This is a genomic window from Aneurinibacillus soli, assembly GCF_002355375.1.
GTDB classification, from domain to species: domain Bacteria; phylum Bacillota; class Bacilli; order Aneurinibacillales; family Aneurinibacillaceae; genus Aneurinibacillus; species Aneurinibacillus soli.
The window spans coordinates 1584783-1604024 of the sequence record NZ_AP017312.1; the positions used below are offsets into that span (position 1 = coordinate 1584783).

Consider the following 19242-nt stretch of genomic DNA (forward strand, 5'->3'; position numbering starts at 1 on the left):
ATAGAAGCGAATAGTAAGTTATACAACAGTATTCTACCCAAGTGAGAAGGAGAGACAGGCATGAAAACACGAGTGACTGAAATTTTTGGCATTGAGTATCCGATTGTGCAGGGAGGGCTTGCATATCTTGCTTATGCAGAGCTAGCGGCGGCCGTATCGAATGCAGGGGGCCTCGGGCAGATTACAGCGATGACGTTGAGAACACCGGAAGCGTTGCGTGCCGAGATTCAAAAGGTGCGTCAACTAACTGAGCGACCGTTCGGTGTGAACTTTGCGATTGGGCAGCACGGTCATTCCTATGAAGCTATGCTGGATGTGGCCATCGAAGAAAAAGTTCCGGCGATCTCCATTACAGGTGGCAATCCAAAGCCGATTTTTGAGCGTCTTGCCGGAACGGGCATTCGAACGCTTGTGCTGATTGCTGGTGTGCGCCAGGCGCAGAAGGCAGAGGAGCTTGGAGCGGATGCAGTCATGGCAGTCGGCCAAGAAGGTGGCGGTCATCTTGGACGTGACGATATCGGGACGATGGTGCTTATTCCGCGTGTGGTAGATGCCGTATCCATTCCGGTGCTTGCGAGCGGAGGGATTGGAGATGGACGCGGACTTTTGGCAGCGCTTTCGCTTGGCGCAGAAGGTATTGAGATGGGAACGCGTTTCATTGCAACAAAAGAGTGTGTGCATGCGCATGAGACGTACAAACAGGCGCTTGTAGAAGGTAAGGAAACGGATACAGTTATTATCAAACGGACGATTGGCGCACCTGGCCGTACATTGCGTACTAAGCACGCGCTTGATATTATTGCGCGGGAGGCGCAGGGGGCGGATTACGAGGCGTTGAAAGATATGATCAGCGGCAGCGCGAACCGTAATTACATTTATGATGGTAGCGAAGAGGAGGGCTATGGCTGGGCCGGACAGGTCATCGGGTTGATTGATGATGTGCCGACTGTTCAGGAGCTAATTGATCGCATGATACTCCAAGTAAAAGAAGGCACATCTCGCTTGAATCGTGTGCTCGAAGGGATAAACGTGCGCGGATAGAGAAAGAGAGGAAAAGGCGAATGCCTTTTTCTCTACCTCAATTCGTTCTGATGTTCTCACTATACGTCAACTTATACAGTGGCTGCATTGTATAGAAGGTGTCTTCAATCTTTGCGAGTAGCTCCTGCTCATCTAGTTGCAGCGCCTCATCTTTAGGAAGAGTAATGCCGCATAGAAGCTCTGATTTTTTGACGCGTGCAAGGCGCTCACCAGCGTCTGTGATTGCGGTTGTATCCATGGATGTGTGTGGAATGGTGCCTGGCTTCGTATGATCGAAGGACCACATATATGAAGCTGGTACGAGTGTATCGATATGTCCCGCCTCCGCAACGAGCCGTGCTCCGAATGCAGGCTTTACGGGTGCTTCATAAATGACGGCAAACCAGATGAACAGATGGGTTTCCCACATGCCGACCTGGAAGTGGGGCAACATTTTGTAGCCTCGCTTGCTTGCTGCCCATGCGACCCATGTATCACTTGGCGGATTAATCGTCCGCCGGGCGTGCTTGGCAACATGCGCAAACATCTCCTCGCCGCACTGAGCGGACAGGACAGGCGCAATCCGCGCTCCGAGTGTTTCAAGCTTCGGTCGTACAGTGGCTTTCAGCGCTTCCATGCGTGCATCCAGACCTGGGATGGTAAAAACAGCGAAATCTTCTTCCGTAAAGTAGGACATAACGGCCTCCTGTCTATGTATGCTGTACGCTGATCGTATCATACTGGACCAGGTATGTTAACACCGAAAACGTGTTGCTTTCATAAAAGAAATACGATACAATAAATATAAGAAAATTCAGATAACTCCAGAATGGAGGGAATTTCATGCATGTATATGACCAGATCGAATACAGTGATGTAGTCTTGTGGTTTGATGAGTTTCAGATTCATAGTCTGATTGCCCATATGACAGCGCAAGGTATGAAGGTCGCCTGGAAAGAAACATCACGATATTTCTCTCTGTCCGTTACGACTGATTCGCAGCGGCATCGCCTGATATTTCGCAGGATTGGCAAGAAATACAGGATGCGAGATCGGCATTATAATATTTTAGATCCGAATTTCGAGAAAATTTTGTATTATTTTATCGAGCAGGCACGTGGACATGCTGTCGTGAAGATTTATTCCGGCGGGCAGTTGATGGTGCAGCGTATTCGCTACGGAGAGGCCGAGCAGATTATCAAGATCAATGGTTCGCTTCGTGAAATTGTGTTTGAGAAAGCGTGTTCTGTATCCATGGAAGATGTGAAAATGGCGTTGCAACGCCGAGATGCAGAAGAGCGCATTCCGGAGTTGGTGCAGGAAGTAGACGCGGAGCTTGATTGCTTGAGTCAAGCGCTCGCTGAAGATGACACGACAGAGGCAGAGCGAGCAAAAGCACGGCTTGCTGAGTTGCGCCACGAGATGCTTTTATTGGAAGTATAGGCAGGAAATCGCTTTCTTTATAAGGAATATAGTACGCATGCTTCTGTTTCCATCAGGGGCATGCTTTTTTTGTGGCATACTATAAACACATACATTTTGCGGAGGTGCATCACGATGAAGGTAAAACTATCGACGGAAGATATCGCAGCAATTGCTACAGATTGTTTAATCGTAACGTATTGCGAAGATCAGGATACGCTTAAGGGTCATGCCAAAACGGTAGACAGTGCACTCGGTCATCGTATTTCACAGCTCATTGCTGAGAAAGAAATCAAAGGAGAATTCGGAGAAGTAACATTGCTGCATAACTGGGGGAAAGTCCCGGCAAAACGAACCATCGTGCTTGGCCTTGGCAAAGAAGCGGGGCTTACCGTAGATAAAGTGCGCGACGCCGTTGGCATTGCCGCTCGTCATGCCCAGAAAAAAGGCGTGAAAAATTTGACATTCGGTGTGGCTGATTACTATGTGCAGCGATCGCTCTGGAATCCAGTCGATATCGTACAGAGCGTAGTAGAAGGGGTGGAGCTTGGTACATACGTATTTACCGGCTACAAACAGAAGGCAGATCCTGTGCCTGCGATTGAAGAATTCGTTCTTGTTGTGGAAGAAGGAATGGGAAAATCAGCTGTCGAAGCGGGTTTTCATCGTGCGGATGTGATGGCGTATTCCACGAATTTGGCGCGTGATCTTGTCAATGAACCGGGCAACAAAATGACCCCGGCTATTCTCGCCGAGCGTGCACGTGGCATTGCCCGTAATCATAATCTTGAAATTACAGTGCTGAATAAGGGAGAGCTAGAAGAACTCGGGATGGGAGCCTTGCTTGGCGTTGGACAGGCGAGTGCAAACGAGGCAAAAATGATTGTATTGAAATACAATGGTGCACCGGACAGCCGGGAGGTACTTGGTTTTGTCGGCAAAGGTGTTACGTTCGATACAGGTGGCATTCAAGTGAAGCCGGATGAAGGCATGGGCGAGATGAAAACGGACATGGCTGGTGCGGCGGCTGTGCTTGCGGCGATGGATGGCATTGGCGCTCTGCAACCACATGTGAATGTGATTGCGGTTATTCCGACATGTGAGAACATGATTGGGGGCAATGGCCTGAAGCCGGCGGACGTGATTACATCTTTTTCTGGAAAAACCATTGAGATCGTGCATACAGATGCGGAAGGACGCCTCATTCTGGCAGACGGTGTGGCATATGCGAAGCATCTTGGTGCCACGAAGCTTGTTGATGTGGCAACGCTTACAGGATCTGTGATTTCTGCTCTCGGACATGCGGCGACCGGGATGATTACGAACAATGAAGAGTGGATCGGTGAAGTGAAGGTTGCTGCACGCATCGCGGGAGAAAAAATGTGGCAACTCCCGAACTTTGAAGATTATCAAGAATACATTAAGAGTGATATTGCAGATATCAAAAATGACGCCGGTCGGCCAGCTGGCTGTATCCAGGGCGGGATTTTTATCGGAGCATTTGCGGAAGATACGCCATGGGTACATCTCGATATCGCCGGAACAGCGACCGTCGATAAGGATCGCGGTCATCATCCGGAAGGCGCAACGGGTGCCGCTGTGCGCACACTCATTCAACTTGCAATCCGCTTTGGTGGGAAGTAAGCAGCAGGATTTCTTTAGAAAGAGATAAATTCATGTGGTCTCTACTGTCCATCTGTTTTACAATAAAAGACGTCATGGATTTAATGCAGTGAAAGGATGGAACAACAGTGGAGGTATGGATGACGAAAGAAATCGCTGCGGGAGTTGCTGGAGCTGTACTGCTGCTCGTACTCGTTCTGCTTCTGTGGAACATTGTGCTCACCGTAAAATTCGGCGGTCTGAAGAAGCGATTTCGTCGTTTGGCACAGGGATCGTCTAAAGAAAACCTGGAACAGATTCTCGAGAAGTTATTTGGCCGGATGGAGGTGCTGGATGAATCCCAGCGTGAAGTCAGTGCGCTTGCAGAGGAGATGCGCAAGCGGGTTCGTGAACAGAAGAGCAACCTGGGAATTGTTCGCTTTTGCGCCTTTGAGCATGAAGGAAGCGATCTTAGCTTCTCGCTTGCACTTGTGGACGAAACGGGGTCTGGAATGGTCATGACAAGTATTTATGGCCGTCATGAATCACGCGTGTACGCGAAGCCAATCGAGGGTGGACAGTCGTCTTATACGCTGTCAGAAGAAGAACAGCAGGCACTTGACGCCGCGTTGAAAAGTGCGGATAGAGAATAAGAAAAAAAGGTTGCAAGATATCCGTATCCATGTTATTTTAGTTTTCGTCAGGGAAATCAATTAGGAACCAGGATTCACTTAAAGGGTGGGATTTTCTCGTGCTCACTCGCCCCCGTGGTGAATGACGTAGGTCCTAGCGATGTTTAACCACATTACTCATCCTAGGAAGGGGGACCGGAAGATGGAATACTCAACTTTCGGCAGACATGTAGCAATTGATGTGTGGGGAGTCGACTTCGAACTTCTCAACAGCGCAGAGTTTTTGAAGAACCATATGGTGGAAGCTGCGGAAGCGTGCGGTGCGACAGTATTGTCCGTGCAGGCGCAGCAGTTCGAACCGCAGGGTGCAACGGTACTGGTTATGCTTTCAGAAAGCCATATCTCCATTCATACGTACCCGGAGAAAGGGTTCGCTGCTCTAGATTGCTACACATGCGGGGAAACAGTGGATCCGCAGATTGCCATCGACTACATGGTTTCGATTCTGAAGCCAGAGAAATACTATGCCAAGAAACTCATTCGTGGCGTAGGGGAGATGGAAGTCGTAACACCAGAAGTAAAAGAATACGTGAATGCGTAACGAACGGTAAAGGAAGATGCTCTGCATCTTCCTTTTTTGCGTATAAGAGTTGTATTTTGGACGTGAGGTCGGTACTATTAAAATGAAAAGCTGTAGCGAGTCGACTTCTACCACTAAGAGGAGCAGAGCCATGAAAATTGAAACCGCACTGTTTGATTACTTGCAGATTAAAGTAGTCGCCGATACGCGTCCGGACGATACGGCAGCGCAGCAGACTGCTGATTTTTTTCGCTCGATTCTTGAGCAGGACCATCAGCTTGAAGCACTCGATGTTACGCAGGATGACACGATGTACCATATCAAATACACAGCCGCCGGCAAAACGAAAATGCGTATGTATGATCGGGAATCAGTGGAAGTGATGCTTGTAGCGATTGAGCGTGAGCCGCGCTATGGACAATAAAGTAAGAGAAGGTACTTGCCTTTTCCTTCTTTTAACGAGAAGGAGGTAGCTTCATGTGGGTGCGTGATTATATGACACCGAATCCAATCGTGCTGTACAAAGAGGAAACTATGAGCCGTGCAGCCTCGTTAATGGTCGAATACCGCATTGACGGGTTGCCTGTTGTAGACCGGGCACATAAGTTGATTGGACTGATTACGAAATCACACGTATTTCGCGCCACCAAAAACCGCCTGCCGGAAGAAACACCGGTCGAGCAGTTGATGCAGACCCGACTAGTGACGCTGTATGGAGATCAGCAAATTTATGAAGGATGGGATGAAGAACTCGATGCAGGTCGCTTGCCTGTCATTGATCGAACGGGAACGCTGATCGGAATTTTGACCCGGACGGATATTCTTCGAGCATTTGAACATCAGACACGCCGGACGATTTCACAGCTCGATGCGATTTTACAGTCGACCTATCACGGAATTGTTGCTGTGGATCTATCCGGTCGGGTACTGTCGATCAACCAGGCAGCCGAGCGTTTGCTAGGCTTCCGGCAGAAAGACATTGTGCGCAAGTCGCTTACCGAATTGGTATCGGATCAGACGTTGCTCTCTCTCTTGCTTTCTCTGGAGAAAAAAGAGATGATGCGGCTTGATTACGGTGGCCGTCGTCTGCTCATCAATCATACCCCGATCGTCACGGATGAGGGGCGAAAAATTGGTATGGCAAGTGTCATGCAAGATATTACGGAACTAGAAGGTATATCCGCTGAGCTGACAGCGGTACAAAAGCTCAACCAGGAGCTTGATACGATTATTGAATCGTCTCATGATGGAATTGTAGTGACGGATCATCGCGGTGTCATTCGTCATTTTAATCAGGCGTTCAGTCGCATGACGGGCGTGTCAGCAGAAGACGCGATCGGTATGAATGAAGAGGAGTTAGAACGTCGGGGGATTATCTCGCAAACGGTGAGTAGCATGGTGATTGAGCAGCGCAGGCGGGTCAGTGTTATTCAGAATCTGATGAACGGAAGCGTACTTTTGACGACCGGAACTCCGATTTTTGATGACCAAAGTGGAGAAATCTCACAGGTTGTCATGAACTGTCGAGATTTGAGTCAGTTGAATCAGGTGCAGGCAGAGCTTGCCGAAGCGAAACAGCTGTCCGAACGTTATCATTCTGAACTTGAAGTGCTGCGTGCCCAACAGATGGAGATCGAAGGCATTGTGGCAGAAAGCGAAGAGATGCGCAATATTATCCAGATGTGTATTCGCATTGCGCAGGTTGATACGTCGATTCTTATTCTCGGAGAGTCCGGCGTCGGCAAAGGTGTGCTTGCCAAGCTGATCCACCAGCGCAGCACCCGGGAGCGCGGACCGTTTATCTCGATTAATTGCGGTGCGATTCCAGGTAACCTGCTCGAGTCTGAGTTGTTTGGATATGTGCCGGGTGCTTTTACAGGTGCTCAGCAAAAGGGTAAGCCCGGTCTGATTGAGCTTGCCGATAGTGGAACGCTGTTTCTTGACGAGATTGGGGATCTTTCGCTTGATCTGCAGGTGAAGCTTTTGACGGTGCTTCAGGAGAAGTCTGTCATACGTATTGGGGATGTGAAGGAGAGAACGGTGGATTTCCGGCTGGTGGCGGCTACGAATGTTAACCTGCTGGAAAAAGTGCGGGCCGGCCTTTTTCGTGAAGACTTGTATTATCGAATTAATGTAGTCCCGATCGAGATTCCTCCATTGCGCAGGCGACCGGATGATTTATTCCCGATGATTCATTATTTTCTTAGTAAATTCAATGAGAAGCACCGACTTGATAAGCGCATGTCGTATGAAGCGCTAGAAGTGATGCAGGCGTATACGTGGCCGGGCAATGTACGAGAGTTAGAAAATATTATTGAACGTTTGATTGTGACAACGATTGGACCGATTATTGAAGTGAAGCATCTACCGAAAGTGATGCTTGATGCGCCAGGACATGTTTCTGGTGCAGGTGCTTCTGAGACACAGGTCATAAAAGAGGAAATTATACAGCGGCCTGCTACGCGAGACGAGGAGCGAGAGGAATTGCTTTGTCTGTATGAACAGTATCGTAGCACCCGCAAAGTAGCCCAGGTACTTGGCGTTCATCAGTCGACCATTGCACGCCGCTTAAAAAAACATGGTATAATCCAAAAATCTGATGCGCATTGATGCGCTTTCGATGCGAAATTGATGCAATCCGCATCGAAAGTGCATCGGTTTTTATTGCAAAAACAGTTGTGCTTATTAAAAGTGACGATTTTTCTTAGATTTTTAAAGTATTTTGTGACAAAAGGTTTTTTGGCATGCTGCTTGCAGTGTATAATAGATATACAGAGAGGAATAAGAACCGTCGCCCGCCTTCGGTAGGAGAGACCGAAAGCAAAAAAGAAAAAATAGGAATTTTATTATTTTTATCCATACTATGATAAAAAATTATACAGAGATAAAAGATGGCGAAAGCCCGTATGCAGAGTGGAGATTAACCGATATGAGCGGAATTGGCGCGGGCGAAGGTTCTTATTCTATTGAGGATACCCTTATTTTCTTGTAAAATAAGGGTATCTCTTCATTTCTAAGGAGGTTTGCTTATGCCGGAAGTTGTTGCGCACTCTCTCAGCCAGGAGTTACTTGCCCTGTTGCGTCACGAGCGGTTTGCGATGCTTTCTACGATTAGTAAACAGACAGGGAGCCCATATACGAGTGCGCTTTCCTGGGTGTATGCATTGGACTGTTCTACGGTGCGTTTGGCGGTCAACAGCAAATCATCCATCATTGAGAACGTAGCTGCGAATTCGCAGGCAGCACTTAATGTGTTTGCGGCTGGATCATTTTATGCAATCAGTGGACAGGCGCGTATTGTGCAGGAGCGCATGGAAGATGTACCGCTTAAACTCACACTCATTGAGCTTGCCATCGCAGAAGTGCGCGATGTTATGTTTTATGGTTCACGTATTGCCACAGAGCCGCAGTATGTCAAAACATATGACGAACAGGCGGCAAAAAAATTAGATATGCAAGTTATGAACGCGTTAAAAAATGCCTAGTCTAGTCGACCGGGCATTTTTTTGTGCAAATGTCTGTTAGCGCTGGTTTGGATTGCGGGCGGGTGCCTGCGGAATGATGCGTCCCGCGATGTCTGCTAACTCTTTGGCGAATCCTGAAATGGGACGACCGCGCATAATCTCTTCGTTCATTTCACGAAGGCGTTGCACGATATCCGCATCTGCCGTAACGAGTGCGCGTGCTCCCTGCGGATCTTTGTGCAGAGCTTCGGTAACAGAATACTTGATCGTGCCAACTCGGGATCGGTCCAGCTTCGCATCGACATCAATGCCGACAATGGCGACATTGCCGAACACAATCGCGGTTGCTCCGTTAACTTTTGGAACGCGAGAAGCAAGTGTTGACAGATGTTTCGCCACAGCGGTCGCATTTTGTGGCTTTGGTGCTGCGGGCGCCGTTTGCTGAACGTGTTGTGTTTTCGCAGGAGCGGATTTTTCCGGTGCATTTTTAGAGGTGCAGGCTGTACACAGCACGAATATACAGAGAAGGGTGAGCAGTCGTTTCATCATGGATCATCCTTTCGCATGGACAAACAGATCGTTTTCAGGCGTAGTGTGTCACAGAATGCTTGGGTATATGCACGAGTTTTTCCTTCTAGATTATTTTTTGTCACATACACTATCAACAAACCTCCGGAAACCATACAGTAAAGTAAGTGATGGTAAGAAATTCAATAAAATGGATGTTGCCATTAGCTTTACCAGCCGTACACCCGGTTTGGTTGTCGGCTAGATGCTCATATACATTGCCCGGGAGGCGAGATATTGAAAAAAGTCTACGTCTTAGACACGAATGTATTATTGCAAGATCCGCTGGCGATTTTTTCATTTCAGGACAACGACATTATTCTCCCCGCTGTTGTGCTGGAAGAAATTGATTCTAAAAAGCGGCTGATGGATGAAATCGGAAGGAATGCAAGGTATGTGGCCAAACTACTCGATGGCCTCAGGCTCAAAGGACAGCTCCATACAGGGGTTACGATGGATAATGGTGGTGATCTGCGAGTCGAGCTGAATCATCGGTCATTTGCCCGTATGCAGGAGTTATTCTTGGATATGACGAATGATAATCGAATTCTGGCTGTGGCACTAAATCTGCACGCAGAAGAGCAGCAGAAAGAAAAACCACGTATGGTTATTCTTGTCACGAAGGATGCGCTTCTGCGGGTAAAGGCGGATGCGCTTGGACTTTTGGCCGAAGATTTTTTATCAGATCGTGTGGTACACGAATTTTCTAGTCTGTACAAAGGTTACACAACGCTTTCTGTATCGGTGGATGTAATTCAGAAGTTTTATGGTCCCGGTCCATTTGATATGAAGAAGTATTTACCACAGTATGACTTTTTGCCGAATGAATTCCTTATTTTGAAAGACGAGCTGGGCTCTTCCTCCTCGGCGATTGGTCGGGTCAGCGGTGATAGCCGCTACTTGCTGCCGCTTGTATTCGGGGATGAGATTGTCTGGGGAGTGAAGGCGCGTAATGCACAGCAGAAAATGGCGATGGAACTTCTCCTGAACAAAGATATTCCGCTCGTTACATTGACTGGAAAAGCGGGCACAGGGAAAACGCTCCTCTCGCTTGCTGCTGGCTTGATGCAGATTGAAGACGAGCATGCCTATAAAAAGCTGCTGGTGGCGCGTCCAATCGTGCCACTCGGTAAGGATCTTGGGTATTTGCCGGGTGAGAAAGAAGAGAAGCTGCGCCCGTGGATGCAGCCGATCTACGACAATCTTGAATATCTCTTCAACACGAAACATTCCAGTGATCTCGATAAGATTCTGGCTGGGCTTGGCAGCATTCAGGTAGAAGCACTTACGTACATTCGGGGGCGCAGTATACCGGAACAGTTCATCATCGTCGACGAAGCGCAGAACCTGACCAAGCATGAAGTCAAAACGATTCTGACCCGGGTGGGTGATAACAGTAAGATTATTCTCATGGGCGATCCGCAGCAGATTGACCATCCGTACCTTGACGAAGTGAATAATGGGCTGACATACGTAGTGGAGAGGTTCAAGCAGCAGAAAATGTCGGGGCATATTACACTGCATAAGGGAGAACGCTCCAATCTTGCTCAGTTGGCGGCTGACTTGTTATAACAGGCAGGCGGAGTACCATACAGCTCGTCTGAAAAGCTCTGCCTCTTGTGCGGGGCTTTTCTGTTCATGTGCACGAATGGAAAAAAGATGATACACTGAAGAAAACATAACAGGAGGACATTATGCGTATTCATACTTTTCCGCTAGGGCCGCTACAGACGAACTGCTATGTGGTAGCCAATGAGCTGACGAATGAAGCGATTATTATTGACGCTGGTATGCAGCCGCGTGTGCTACTTGAATGTGCGGCCAATTATCAGGTACGGGCGATTCTGCTTACCCACGCACATTTTGACCATATGGGCGGTCTTGACCTGATTCGCAAAAAGACCGAAGCGCCGGTATACATCCATCCAAACGAACAGGAGTGGCTGACGAATCCGGATTTGAATGGGTCTTCTCGCTGGCCCATGATCGAAGGTGTGATGCAGACAGATCGGGCTGAGCATGAGCTTGCAGATGAGCAGATACTCTCTCTTGCCGGACTTCATATTCGTGTACTGGCGACGCCGGGACATACACCGGGTGGCGTTTCGTTTTTGATTGGCGAGCATCTGTTTAGTGGCGATACATTGTTTGCTCATTCTATTGGTCGGACTGACTTGCCGGGCGGCAGCTATGAACAGCTAATTACGAGCATTGAAGAGAAGCTTATGCCGCTTGCGCCAGAGATACAAGTTTACCCGGGACATGGCCCAGGGACGACGATTGGATTTGAAAAAGTACATAATCCGTTTATTAACGGAAATAATTAGATAGGGATAAAAAAGAGGAGAAATGCGTTTGATGAGCACATCTGGAAATAAGTAGATATGCTCATTTTTTGTGTGCAATTTTCTTTAAATTATTGCAAAATATGATATGATGTTCATGCAACTGGGTAGGCCCCGCCTAAGTATCAGGCTAAACGGTAAGTGAGGCAAACATATCATGAATGATAAAACAAAGTACGCATATGCAGAAGAACATATTGAGCTTTTGCGGCTGTTGAATCAGGTAAATGCTGAAATAGCAGGCACGACAGAACTGGAACGGGCTCTCACTGTGATTGGAGACGCGATTCGGAGTGGGATCGGGGCAGGTACATGTGTGTCGTTGTTGGAAGAAGAAGAAAAAAACTTGCAAGTATGGTTGAATACCGATCACAAAGAGAGTCGATATTGCTATGTGCTTCCAGATCATGCTGTAGAACGTCAGGTAATGGAGACTGGACGACCGCAGACATTGTATCCACGACGTGAATTATCGGGGGTTACGTTGCTACCCCTTCTAGAATATGGGGCGATCTGGATGTATCCGGTTTCATGCATGGGAGAAACACTTGGTGTGCTGTATGTGTTTCATAAACAGGAGTGCGATCTTCCGGAACATAGTAAGGAATTTCTTACTTGTTTAGCGGTCCGGCTCGGCATTGCAGTTTATAATTGGAAGCAGCAGGAAGAGATTTTGTATCAGCGTCGTAAACTTCAGTTTCTCTACACCATGATGGCAGTGGCGGCTGATGCGGAAGCGACTATAGAGGATGAGCTTGAAGTCGTTCATTCACAGATTTCGAGTACATTTGGGTTCAGTAGGGTGATTATTGGACTCCTTGATGAGAAAGAGCACCGCATTCGCATTGCGCGTGCCAGCGGGTTTGTGCCGGAGGAATGGGCAAGGGAACTCGTTCTGCCTGCTCGTCCAGGGGATACTCGGCATGAAGAAGCATTTCGTACCGGATTGCCAGTCGTGGTGCAGGATGCGAAACATGATGTCCGCTGTCTTGGAGCAGCGCAGCAGCTTGGACTGTACAGCGCTGCGGCAGTCCCGGTTATGTATAAAGAGCAAGCGCTTGGAATTATTTATGTAGACAGCGGGGATTATCGTCGATTCTCTGAGCTTACTCTTCAGTTCCTGACATCCATTGCCCGTCAGCTTGGTACAGTACTAATGAATGCCCGTCAGTATGATCATATTCGTCGGTTGGCGATTACGGATGGCTTGACAGGACTTCATACCCGCCAGTACTTTTCGGAACGGTATCAGGAGGAGTTCGCGGCAGCGGAACGCTCAGGAGATCCGCTTTCTCTGATTATGATTGATATTGATGACTTCAAGAAAATCAATGATACGAATGGTCATCTTGTTGGGGACCGGGTACTGGTACATGTATCTCATATGCTTCAGACACAAGTACGGCTGTCCGATACGGTTGCCCGCTATGGTGGAGAAGAATTAATTGTGCTTCTTCCCCGGACAACTCTTGAGCAGACCTGCATGATCGCAGAACGAATCCGGTGTGCCTTTATGGAGCTGCCTTTTCCGTTTTCTGTGACGGCCAGCATTGGCATTGCAGTCTATCCAGAGCATGGGATAGAGAAGGATACGCTTCTGATGAAAGCGGATGATGCGATGTATCGCGCCAAGCACGAGGGGAAAAATCAAATTCGTATCGCCCGCTGATCTAGCGGGCATTTGTTTTTGTAGAGCATAATAAAACGCCACCCTGGGGTAAGGGTGGCGTTAGGGGGAGGGTTAGAAATTAGGGTTAAACTGAAATAGGGTTAGGGCTATGCCCTTAGGTTTTACATATGGGATGTTATGTATATAGTAAAACAAGTTTATTAACTATGTCAATAGTGAAAATTAGAAAGAGGGGGAAAAATGCGGGAGACAGGCGTGCATACCGTACTGATTGATCGGATTAGCCAAAGTCCGGAAGGGAGTATTCCGTTTCGTACGTTTATGGAGACAACTCTTTATGATCCAGAATTCGGATATTATTGTAAAAAAAGAGTGAAAATCGGGAAAGGCGGAGATTTTTATACGAGTGCTTCAGTCGGTTCTGTATATGGACAGACGCTTGCTCGTGTTATTGCTGACATGCTACATACCCTCCCGGCTGATCGTATGTGCAGCATTGTGGAGATGGGGGGAGGGAGTGGTTCTCTTGGTGCAGATGTGCTTGGAGCACTGAAAGAAAAAGGAGTTCTTCGCGATCGACGTATACGCTATGTAATGATTGAGATAAGTGCATATCATCGAAATCTTCAACAGGCTTCTCTGTCCGCTTTTGCTGGAGAAGTGGAGCTATGCTGGTATGACACAATAGCCAAAGCAAAAGAAGCGATACCGGAGTTGTACGGTGTACTGTTCTCCAATGAGCTGTCGGATGCGTTTCCTGTCCATCTGGTGGAACGGGGAAATAAAGGGTGGCAAGAAGTGCATGTATCGCTTGGAGAGGATGGACGTTTTGTGGAGCGGCTGCTGCCTCTTGTTGATAAGGAAGTGATGGCATATATTCAGCGTGAGCGTATTCCAGCTCTAAACGGCTATCGGACCGAAGTGAACCTGGAAGCTATTTACTGGATGAAGGAGGCAGCGGCGTGGCTTACATGCGGGTATATGCTGACTGTCGATTATGGCTACCGGCGTGAACAGTTGTATACGCCGAGCCGTCGTACTGGCACGCTATTATGCTATCGTGAGCATACGGCCACAGACAATCCGTATGAACAGCCAGGTGAGGCGGATATTACATCCCATGTGAATTTTTCGGCGCTCATGGATACGGGAGAGACAGCAGGACTTGCTACGCTTAGCTTCTCGTCCCAACGTGATTTTCTTGTGGCAGCGGGAATTTTAACGCAGCTTCAGGAGCATGGTGGGGGTGATCCATTTCGCAATCCTGTGGCTAAGCGCAATCGCGCCATTATGCAGTTGATCGCAGAAAGCGGCATGGGGCGTGCGTTTTGTGTGCTTGTGCAGGGGAGAGGGGTAAAGGCGCTGTCTTATTTGCAGGGGCAGGTATGAGCAAACGGACAGCTTGTTTTTGTGATATTGACAACGTTTGGTGGGGAGGGAGTGGGAGAAGGGATAAACCGTTCGCTTCGGTACGCTTGCAGGGAAGTATGAACTGTCCGCTCCGGGAGCCCGGCGAACTCGCCCGCAAAAGAGGACCCACGATGTTGATTCACCGAAGTGTTGCGGGCAAAGGCCCGTTCGCCGTTCTCCCTTTGCTGAGTAGGCGCGTACAGGCGCTCTCTTGCTTATCCCTTCTCCCACTCCCCGCACAACGTTTTGGTTTATCAAAACCCACTCGACACCAGAACAGATGTGCTCGATCGTGACTGGCTTTTTGGAAGCCTGCTTCCTTTTATTTTTATCTGCGTAGCAAAGCTCAGCTTCTTGACATTACTTGATGGTGTTTAACCAAAGCGTGCTAGGAGCGGGAGCGTACAGTCCCAACTTCTCAGCAAGCGTACCAAAGTGACGAGGCCCCGCCCGATCCCGCTCCTCCACCACACGTTGGAGAAAACCACGCCAAGAAAAACGAGGCTGTCTCAGTCGCTATGTTCTAGCTTTTGAGACAGCCTCGTTTGGTATGAAACTACGAAATCTGTAGTACCGTGTAATCGCATGATTTGCATCCGGATAGCATGGAAGAGTCTTCCGCGAGTTTTACTTCTTCATTAAAATAGGTTTCGAAAATGCCGAGCAGAAGTGCATGATGCATCTGGCATACACTTTCGGAGTTTTTCTGGGCTATTTCCTTAAACGTGCAATTAAATACACGGAATCGTAAAGTTTGATCATCTAGGATCTCGATCTCCGGGTTCAGTCCTTGAGCTAACACAAGACGCTGGATCGATTCGATTTTGGCATCAAGCGACATGTTGGATACGAGGAAGCGTTCTTTTTCTAATGCATGGCGTGCAGCTTCATGGCCAAATTTTTTACCCATCTCATACAGGGCCTTCTGGCCGACTTCGCCAAGAGAGGTGAGGGTTTCAATGGCAATGTTAGCGAGCATTTGATAGTCACGTGGTGGAAATTGGAGACTGATCACTTGATCAGACAGTGAGTACAGTCGGCTTGGGCGACCACCTTTTCCAGTTTTCTCAGATGCGGAGTTGAGAAGATTCACATCTTCTAGCTTAGTGAGATGCAGACGAGCCACGTTCGGATGTATATCGAATTGCTCCGCGACTTCTTGTACCGTTACAGCACGGTGACGGCCTACCACATATTGATAGATCGAGAATCGCGTGGGGTCAGCGAGCACGCTCGTTAATTTTAAAGTTTCGTTTTCCATTAGGAAATCCCCCTCATTATTTCTTATATCTGGTGTTAATTATAGTATAAATACGGACAAGGGTAAATGAAAGTTTTGTAAACACTATTGACATAGAATTAAGTGAAATAATATAATAAAGTTGCTTATAAGTCGGATGTTAATTGTTTAACTAAGGAGATGAAGGGCGATGAGTGATCATCTTACTTTCTTTACGTACCCAAGCTGCACGTCCTGTCGAAAAGCGAAGGCATTCCTGAAGGAGAAAGGCATCGAATACGATGAGCGTCACCTGTTTAAGAATCCTCCTTCTGCAACGGAGCTTCTCGAAATCATCAAGATGAGCCATAATGGAATGGATGATATTTTGTCGACACGTAGCCGCAAATTCAAGGAGCTCGATAAAGACATTGAGGATATGACCGTGTCTGAGTTGCTTGAAATGCTCAGTGAAGAGCCTCGTCTGCTGCGCCGTCCGATTTTGTTTGACGGGGAAAAGCTGATTGTTGGATATAATCGCAGTGCCATGCAGGATTTGCTGGCATAATACATAGGGCCGCCAGGCATTGCCGGGCGGCCTTTTTGTTGTTCACTTATATTCGTGATACTATGATGAGACGGAGAAACGAAAGGGTGGAAAAGAGAGTGCAGGCATCACAAACAATTATGCTTATTGATGGTATGTCGCTTTTGTTTCGTGGATACTATGCGACTGCTTACAGCGGGCGCATCATGCGAACAAGTGCGGGCGTGCCGGTGAATGGGATTCATGGCTTTATGAACTATTTTCTAGATGCGATTGAGACGTTCGCACCGACACATGTCGTTTGCTGTTGGGATATGGGCAGCCAGACATTTCGGACGGATCGGTATGATCAGTACAAGGCAAATCGAGGAGCGCCACCGGATGAATTGCGCCCGCAATTTGATCTGATTAAAGACGTGATGGATAGCTTTGGCGTGCCGAATATCGGCCTATCTGGTTATGAAGCAGATGATTGTATCGGGACACTGTCCCGGCTATATAGCGAGGATGCAGACACCAAGGTGCAGATTTTGACGGGAGACCATGATAGTCTTCAACTGTTGAAGAATAACGTCCACGTCATTATTATGAAAAAAGGGGTATCCAATTACGCCGTATATACGCCAGAGGTTCTGTTCGAAGAGAAAGGGGTTCGACCGGAACAGCTTGTTGATGTGAAGGCGCTGATGGGAGATTCGAGTGACAATTATCCGGGCGTGAAGGGGATTGGCGAGAAGACGGCGTACAAGCTTGTTTGTGAGTATGGATCAGTAGCAGGTATTCTGGACAATCTGGCCGATCTGGCGCCTGGTGTTCGCCGCAAGATTGAGACGGAGCTTGCGATGCTGCATCTGTCACGTGAACTTGCTGAGATTGATGTGCAGGTTCCAATTGCGTGTCTGCTTGAGGATTGTTGCTGGATGCCAGATACAGAGCAGGTGCGTCAGCAGTTCGAGGCGCTGGAATTACGCGCGTTTTTGAAGCGGCTTGGCTAGTATAAAACATAAGGGAAGCTTCCCTTATTCGCCCGGAGAAGTCCGAACATTATGAATGAAGGAGTGGAGTAGATGAATACTATTTTACTAGAGAAAAAAGACGGCATTGCACTTGTTACATTGAATCGTCCGGAGGTACGGAATGCGATCAGCTTTGAACTAGTGGAAGAACTTGATGGTTGCTTAGATGAGCTGGCAGCGGACCAGGATGTGAAGGTAGTTATTTTTACAGGCGCGGGTGATAAAGCGTTTGTATCAGGGGGAGACCTTGGGCAGTTCCTGTCAGTGCGCACGAAGGACAAGTCGTATCCGATGCTCATGCGAGTCGGTCGCCTGTTAAGCAGAATTGACCGCTTTCCGAAGCCGACGATCGCGATGATGAATGGTGCCGCGATTGGAGGCGGCTGTGAATTCGCGGCTTCCTGCCGTTTCCGCTTTGCAAGTGAGCAGTCTCGTATGGGATTCGTCCAGATCGGCATGCACATTATTACCGGATGGGGCAGCGGTACACGCCTAATGGAGAAAATCGGGACGAATAACGCGCTGACAATGCTTCTGACTGGCGAGATGTTCGATGCGGAAGCAGGTCGACAGATTGGTTTTATTGACCGAGTATACAAACATGAAGCGTTACGAGAAGAAACATTTGCATTCGCAGCAAAAATCGCGGCTCAGCCGATAGAAGGTATTGCAGCGTATATGAAAGTCGCCAAACTCGTAGATTCCGGCCTGCCGCGCGAAGTGTGTATTGAAGAAGAGATTGATCTCTGTTCGGACATGTGGGGATCAGACGCGCATTACGGCGTAGTACAGAAGTTTTTGCAGAAAAAATAATGGGAAGCAAACCTCCCTCTGTTTAAATCTCACAAAAGCTGGACACACTGGTTTAGTAGAAAATCAGTCTATGAACCCTAGCAAGTGAATAGAGATAGTGTAAAGCCATTGAGGTATTGAAACGGAGGGATTGACATGACAGCAGCACGTCAGGATGCCTGGACGCCAGACGATGATCTGATGCTGGCAGAGGTGACGCTTCGTCATATTCGAGAAGGAAGCACGCAATTGTGTGCATTTGAGGAAGTGGGCGAACGTCTGAGTCGAACAGCCGCCGCCTGCGGATTTCGTTGGAATAGTGCGGTCCGAAAACAGTATGAAGATGCCATTCAACTGGCAAAATCCCAGCGTCAGGAACGCAAGAAAGCGAAGCGCAAGCTGAAAACAGCTGTTTATATGACAGAAGCAGGAGAAGAGAGCATGTATGCCACTCCTGACGTTGAAGCGCCAGTCAGCATGCGCGGTGAAATGCCGGAGGAGCTTTCGTTTGATGTTGTCATCCGCTTTTTGCGCGGTCAAAAAGACGTATTTCGGCAGATGAAGCGTCTTGAACGAGACATGGAGGTCAGTCGCCGTGAAGCAGAAGAACTTCGCGCTGAGAACGAAAGTCTAAAAGAAGAAATCGCCTTGCTAAAATCAGACTATCAAGTTGTAAACGAAGATTACAAAGCGTTGATTCAGATTATGGACCGTGCTCGCAAAATGGCGTTTCTCGGAAGTAACGAAGAAGAAGTTGATATTAAACCCCGATTTAAAATGGACGCGAATGGTAATCTCGAACGCGTCGATTATCGGTAACATATGAGTATGTGACAATCACCCCTCTCACAATGAGATGGGTGATTCTTGTTTTTATGATAGCGATTTCAATTTATAAAAAATTTAGAAATTACAGAAAGGAATTCTTCCAACACATGTAGAATTCACATATACAGGCAGTACAAAGAGCACTCGTAATTGAGAAGGAGTGAGCAT

General features: G+C 48.0%; 20 protein-coding genes. 17 read left to right on the forward strand and 3 right to left on the reverse strand.

Features of this window, described 5'->3' with window-relative positions; translation table 11 throughout:
* The first annotated feature begins 60 nt into the window (after positions 1–60).
* Positions 61–1041 (forward strand): NAD(P)H-dependent flavin oxidoreductase, encoded by a 981-nt coding sequence (locus CB4_RS08085; protein WP_096464804.1) that lies wholly within the window; start codon positions 61–63, stop codon positions 1039–1041.
* A 37-nt stretch (positions 1042–1078) separates the two neighbouring features.
* Here CB4_RS08085 and CB4_RS08090 read toward each other — a convergent pair whose 3' ends face one another.
* Positions 1079–1717 carry a YktB family protein gene (locus CB4_RS08090; RefSeq protein ID WP_096464806.1) on the reverse strand — a complete coding sequence of 213 codons (639 nt, stop codon included), beginning with the start codon at positions 1715–1717 and terminating at the stop codon, positions 1079–1081.
* Between the two features lie 146 nt (positions 1718–1863).
* On the opposite strand from CB4_RS08090, the gene CB4_RS08095 reads away from it, so the two are divergent.
* The 8 genes from CB4_RS08095 to CB4_RS08125 all read left to right on the forward strand — a co-directional run bounded on the left by CB4_RS08095 (position 1864) and on the right by CB4_RS08125 (position 8741).
* Positions 1864–2463 (forward strand): hypothetical protein, encoded by a 600-nt coding sequence (locus CB4_RS08095; RefSeq protein WP_096464808.1) that lies wholly within the window; start codon positions 1864–1866, stop codon positions 2461–2463.
* 114 nt (positions 2464–2577) lie between these two features.
* Entirely contained in the window at positions 2578–4086 is a 1509-nt protein-coding gene (locus CB4_RS08100) for a leucyl aminopeptidase (protein ID WP_157737871.1), read from the forward strand.
* Between the two features lie 119 nt (positions 4087–4205).
* Positions 4206–4697, forward strand: coding sequence for a DUF4446 family protein (locus tag CB4_RS08105; RefSeq protein ID WP_096464812.1), 492 nt, complete (start codon positions 4206–4208; stop codon positions 4695–4697).
* A 181-nt stretch (positions 4698–4878) separates the two neighbouring features.
* A complete protein-coding gene (gene speD / locus CB4_RS08110) occupies positions 4879–5277 on the forward strand; it encodes an adenosylmethionine decarboxylase (RefSeq protein WP_096464814.1) in 399 nt (132 codons plus the stop codon).
* A gap of 130 nt (positions 5278–5407) precedes the next feature.
* On the forward strand, positions 5408–5680 hold the full coding sequence (locus CB4_RS08115; RefSeq protein WP_096464816.1) for a hypothetical protein: 273 nt from the start codon (positions 5408–5410) through the stop codon (positions 5678–5680).
* A gap of 53 nt (positions 5681–5733) precedes the next feature.
* Positions 5734–7866: a sigma-54-dependent Fis family transcriptional regulator gene (locus CB4_RS08120; RefSeq protein WP_096464818.1), complete on the forward strand. Its 2133-nt coding sequence runs from the start codon at positions 5734–5736 to the stop codon at positions 7864–7866.
* Between the two features lie 253 nt (positions 7867–8119).
* Positions 8120–8248 (forward strand): hypothetical protein, encoded by a 129-nt coding sequence (locus tag CB4_RS21835; protein WP_269459517.1) that lies wholly within the window; start codon positions 8120–8122, stop codon positions 8246–8248.
* A 37-nt stretch (positions 8249–8285) separates the two neighbouring features.
* Complete coding sequence (locus CB4_RS08125) at positions 8286–8741, forward strand: pyridoxamine 5'-phosphate oxidase family protein (protein ID WP_096464820.1); 456 nt, start codon at positions 8286–8288, stop codon at positions 8739–8741.
* Between the two features lie 36 nt (positions 8742–8777).
* Here the strand turns inward: CB4_RS08125 and CB4_RS08130 are convergent, their stop codons facing one another.
* Positions 8778–9269 (reverse strand): YhcN/YlaJ family sporulation lipoprotein, encoded by a 492-nt coding sequence (locus tag CB4_RS08130; protein WP_096464822.1) that lies wholly within the window; start codon positions 9267–9269, stop codon positions 8778–8780.
* A 255-nt stretch (positions 9270–9524) separates the two neighbouring features.
* Here CB4_RS08130 and CB4_RS08135 point away from each other — a divergent pair, with 255 nt between their 5' ends.
* The 4 genes from CB4_RS08135 (at position 9525) to CB4_RS08150 (ending at position 14651) form a co-directional block, all read left to right on the forward strand.
* Positions 9525–10859, forward strand: coding sequence for a PhoH family protein (locus CB4_RS08135; protein WP_096464824.1), 1335 nt, complete (start codon positions 9525–9527; stop codon positions 10857–10859).
* A gap of 122 nt (positions 10860–10981) precedes the next feature.
* Positions 10982–11614 carry an MBL fold metallo-hydrolase gene (locus CB4_RS08140; protein WP_096464826.1) on the forward strand — a complete coding sequence of 211 codons (633 nt, stop codon included), beginning with the start codon at positions 10982–10984 and terminating at the stop codon, positions 11612–11614.
* Positions 11615–11789: 175 nt separating this feature from the next.
* Positions 11790–13301 (forward strand): sensor domain-containing diguanylate cyclase, encoded by a 1512-nt coding sequence (locus tag CB4_RS08145; RefSeq protein ID WP_096464828.1) that lies wholly within the window; start codon positions 11790–11792, stop codon positions 13299–13301.
* A gap of 201 nt (positions 13302–13502) precedes the next feature.
* The gene (locus CB4_RS08150) at positions 13503–14651 is read left to right on the forward strand and encodes a class I SAM-dependent methyltransferase (RefSeq protein WP_096464830.1); all 1149 of its coding nucleotides are present in this window, start codon (positions 13503–13505) and stop codon (positions 14649–14651) included.
* 577 nt (positions 14652–15228) lie between these two features.
* Here the strand turns inward: CB4_RS08150 and CB4_RS08155 are convergent.
* A complete protein-coding gene (locus CB4_RS08155; RefSeq protein ID WP_096464832.1) occupies positions 15229–15933 on the reverse strand; it encodes a helix-turn-helix transcriptional regulator in 705 nt (234 codons plus the stop codon).
* Positions 15934–16102: 169 nt separating this feature from the next.
* Between CB4_RS08155 and CB4_RS08160 the strand changes: the two genes are divergently transcribed.
* The 4 genes from CB4_RS08160 (at position 16103) to CB4_RS08175 (ending at position 19065) form a co-directional block, all read left to right on the forward strand.
* Positions 16103–16459: a Spx/MgsR family RNA polymerase-binding regulatory protein gene (locus CB4_RS08160; RefSeq protein ID WP_096464834.1), complete on the forward strand. Its 357-nt coding sequence runs from the start codon at positions 16103–16105 to the stop codon at positions 16457–16459.
* Between the two features lie 65 nt (positions 16460–16524).
* Positions 16525–17433, forward strand: coding sequence for a 5'-3' exonuclease (locus tag CB4_RS08165; RefSeq protein WP_096467682.1), 909 nt, complete (start codon positions 16525–16527; stop codon positions 17431–17433).
* A gap of 72 nt (positions 17434–17505) precedes the next feature.
* Positions 17506–18267, forward strand: a complete 762-nt coding sequence (locus CB4_RS08170; RefSeq protein ID WP_096464836.1) for an enoyl-CoA hydratase/isomerase family protein — start codon at positions 17506–17508, stop codon at positions 18265–18267.
* A gap of 135 nt (positions 18268–18402) precedes the next feature.
* Positions 18403–19065, forward strand: coding sequence for an RsfA family transcriptional regulator (locus tag CB4_RS08175; protein WP_096464838.1), 663 nt, complete (start codon positions 18403–18405; stop codon positions 19063–19065).
* Positions 19066–19242 lie beyond the last annotated feature (177 nt).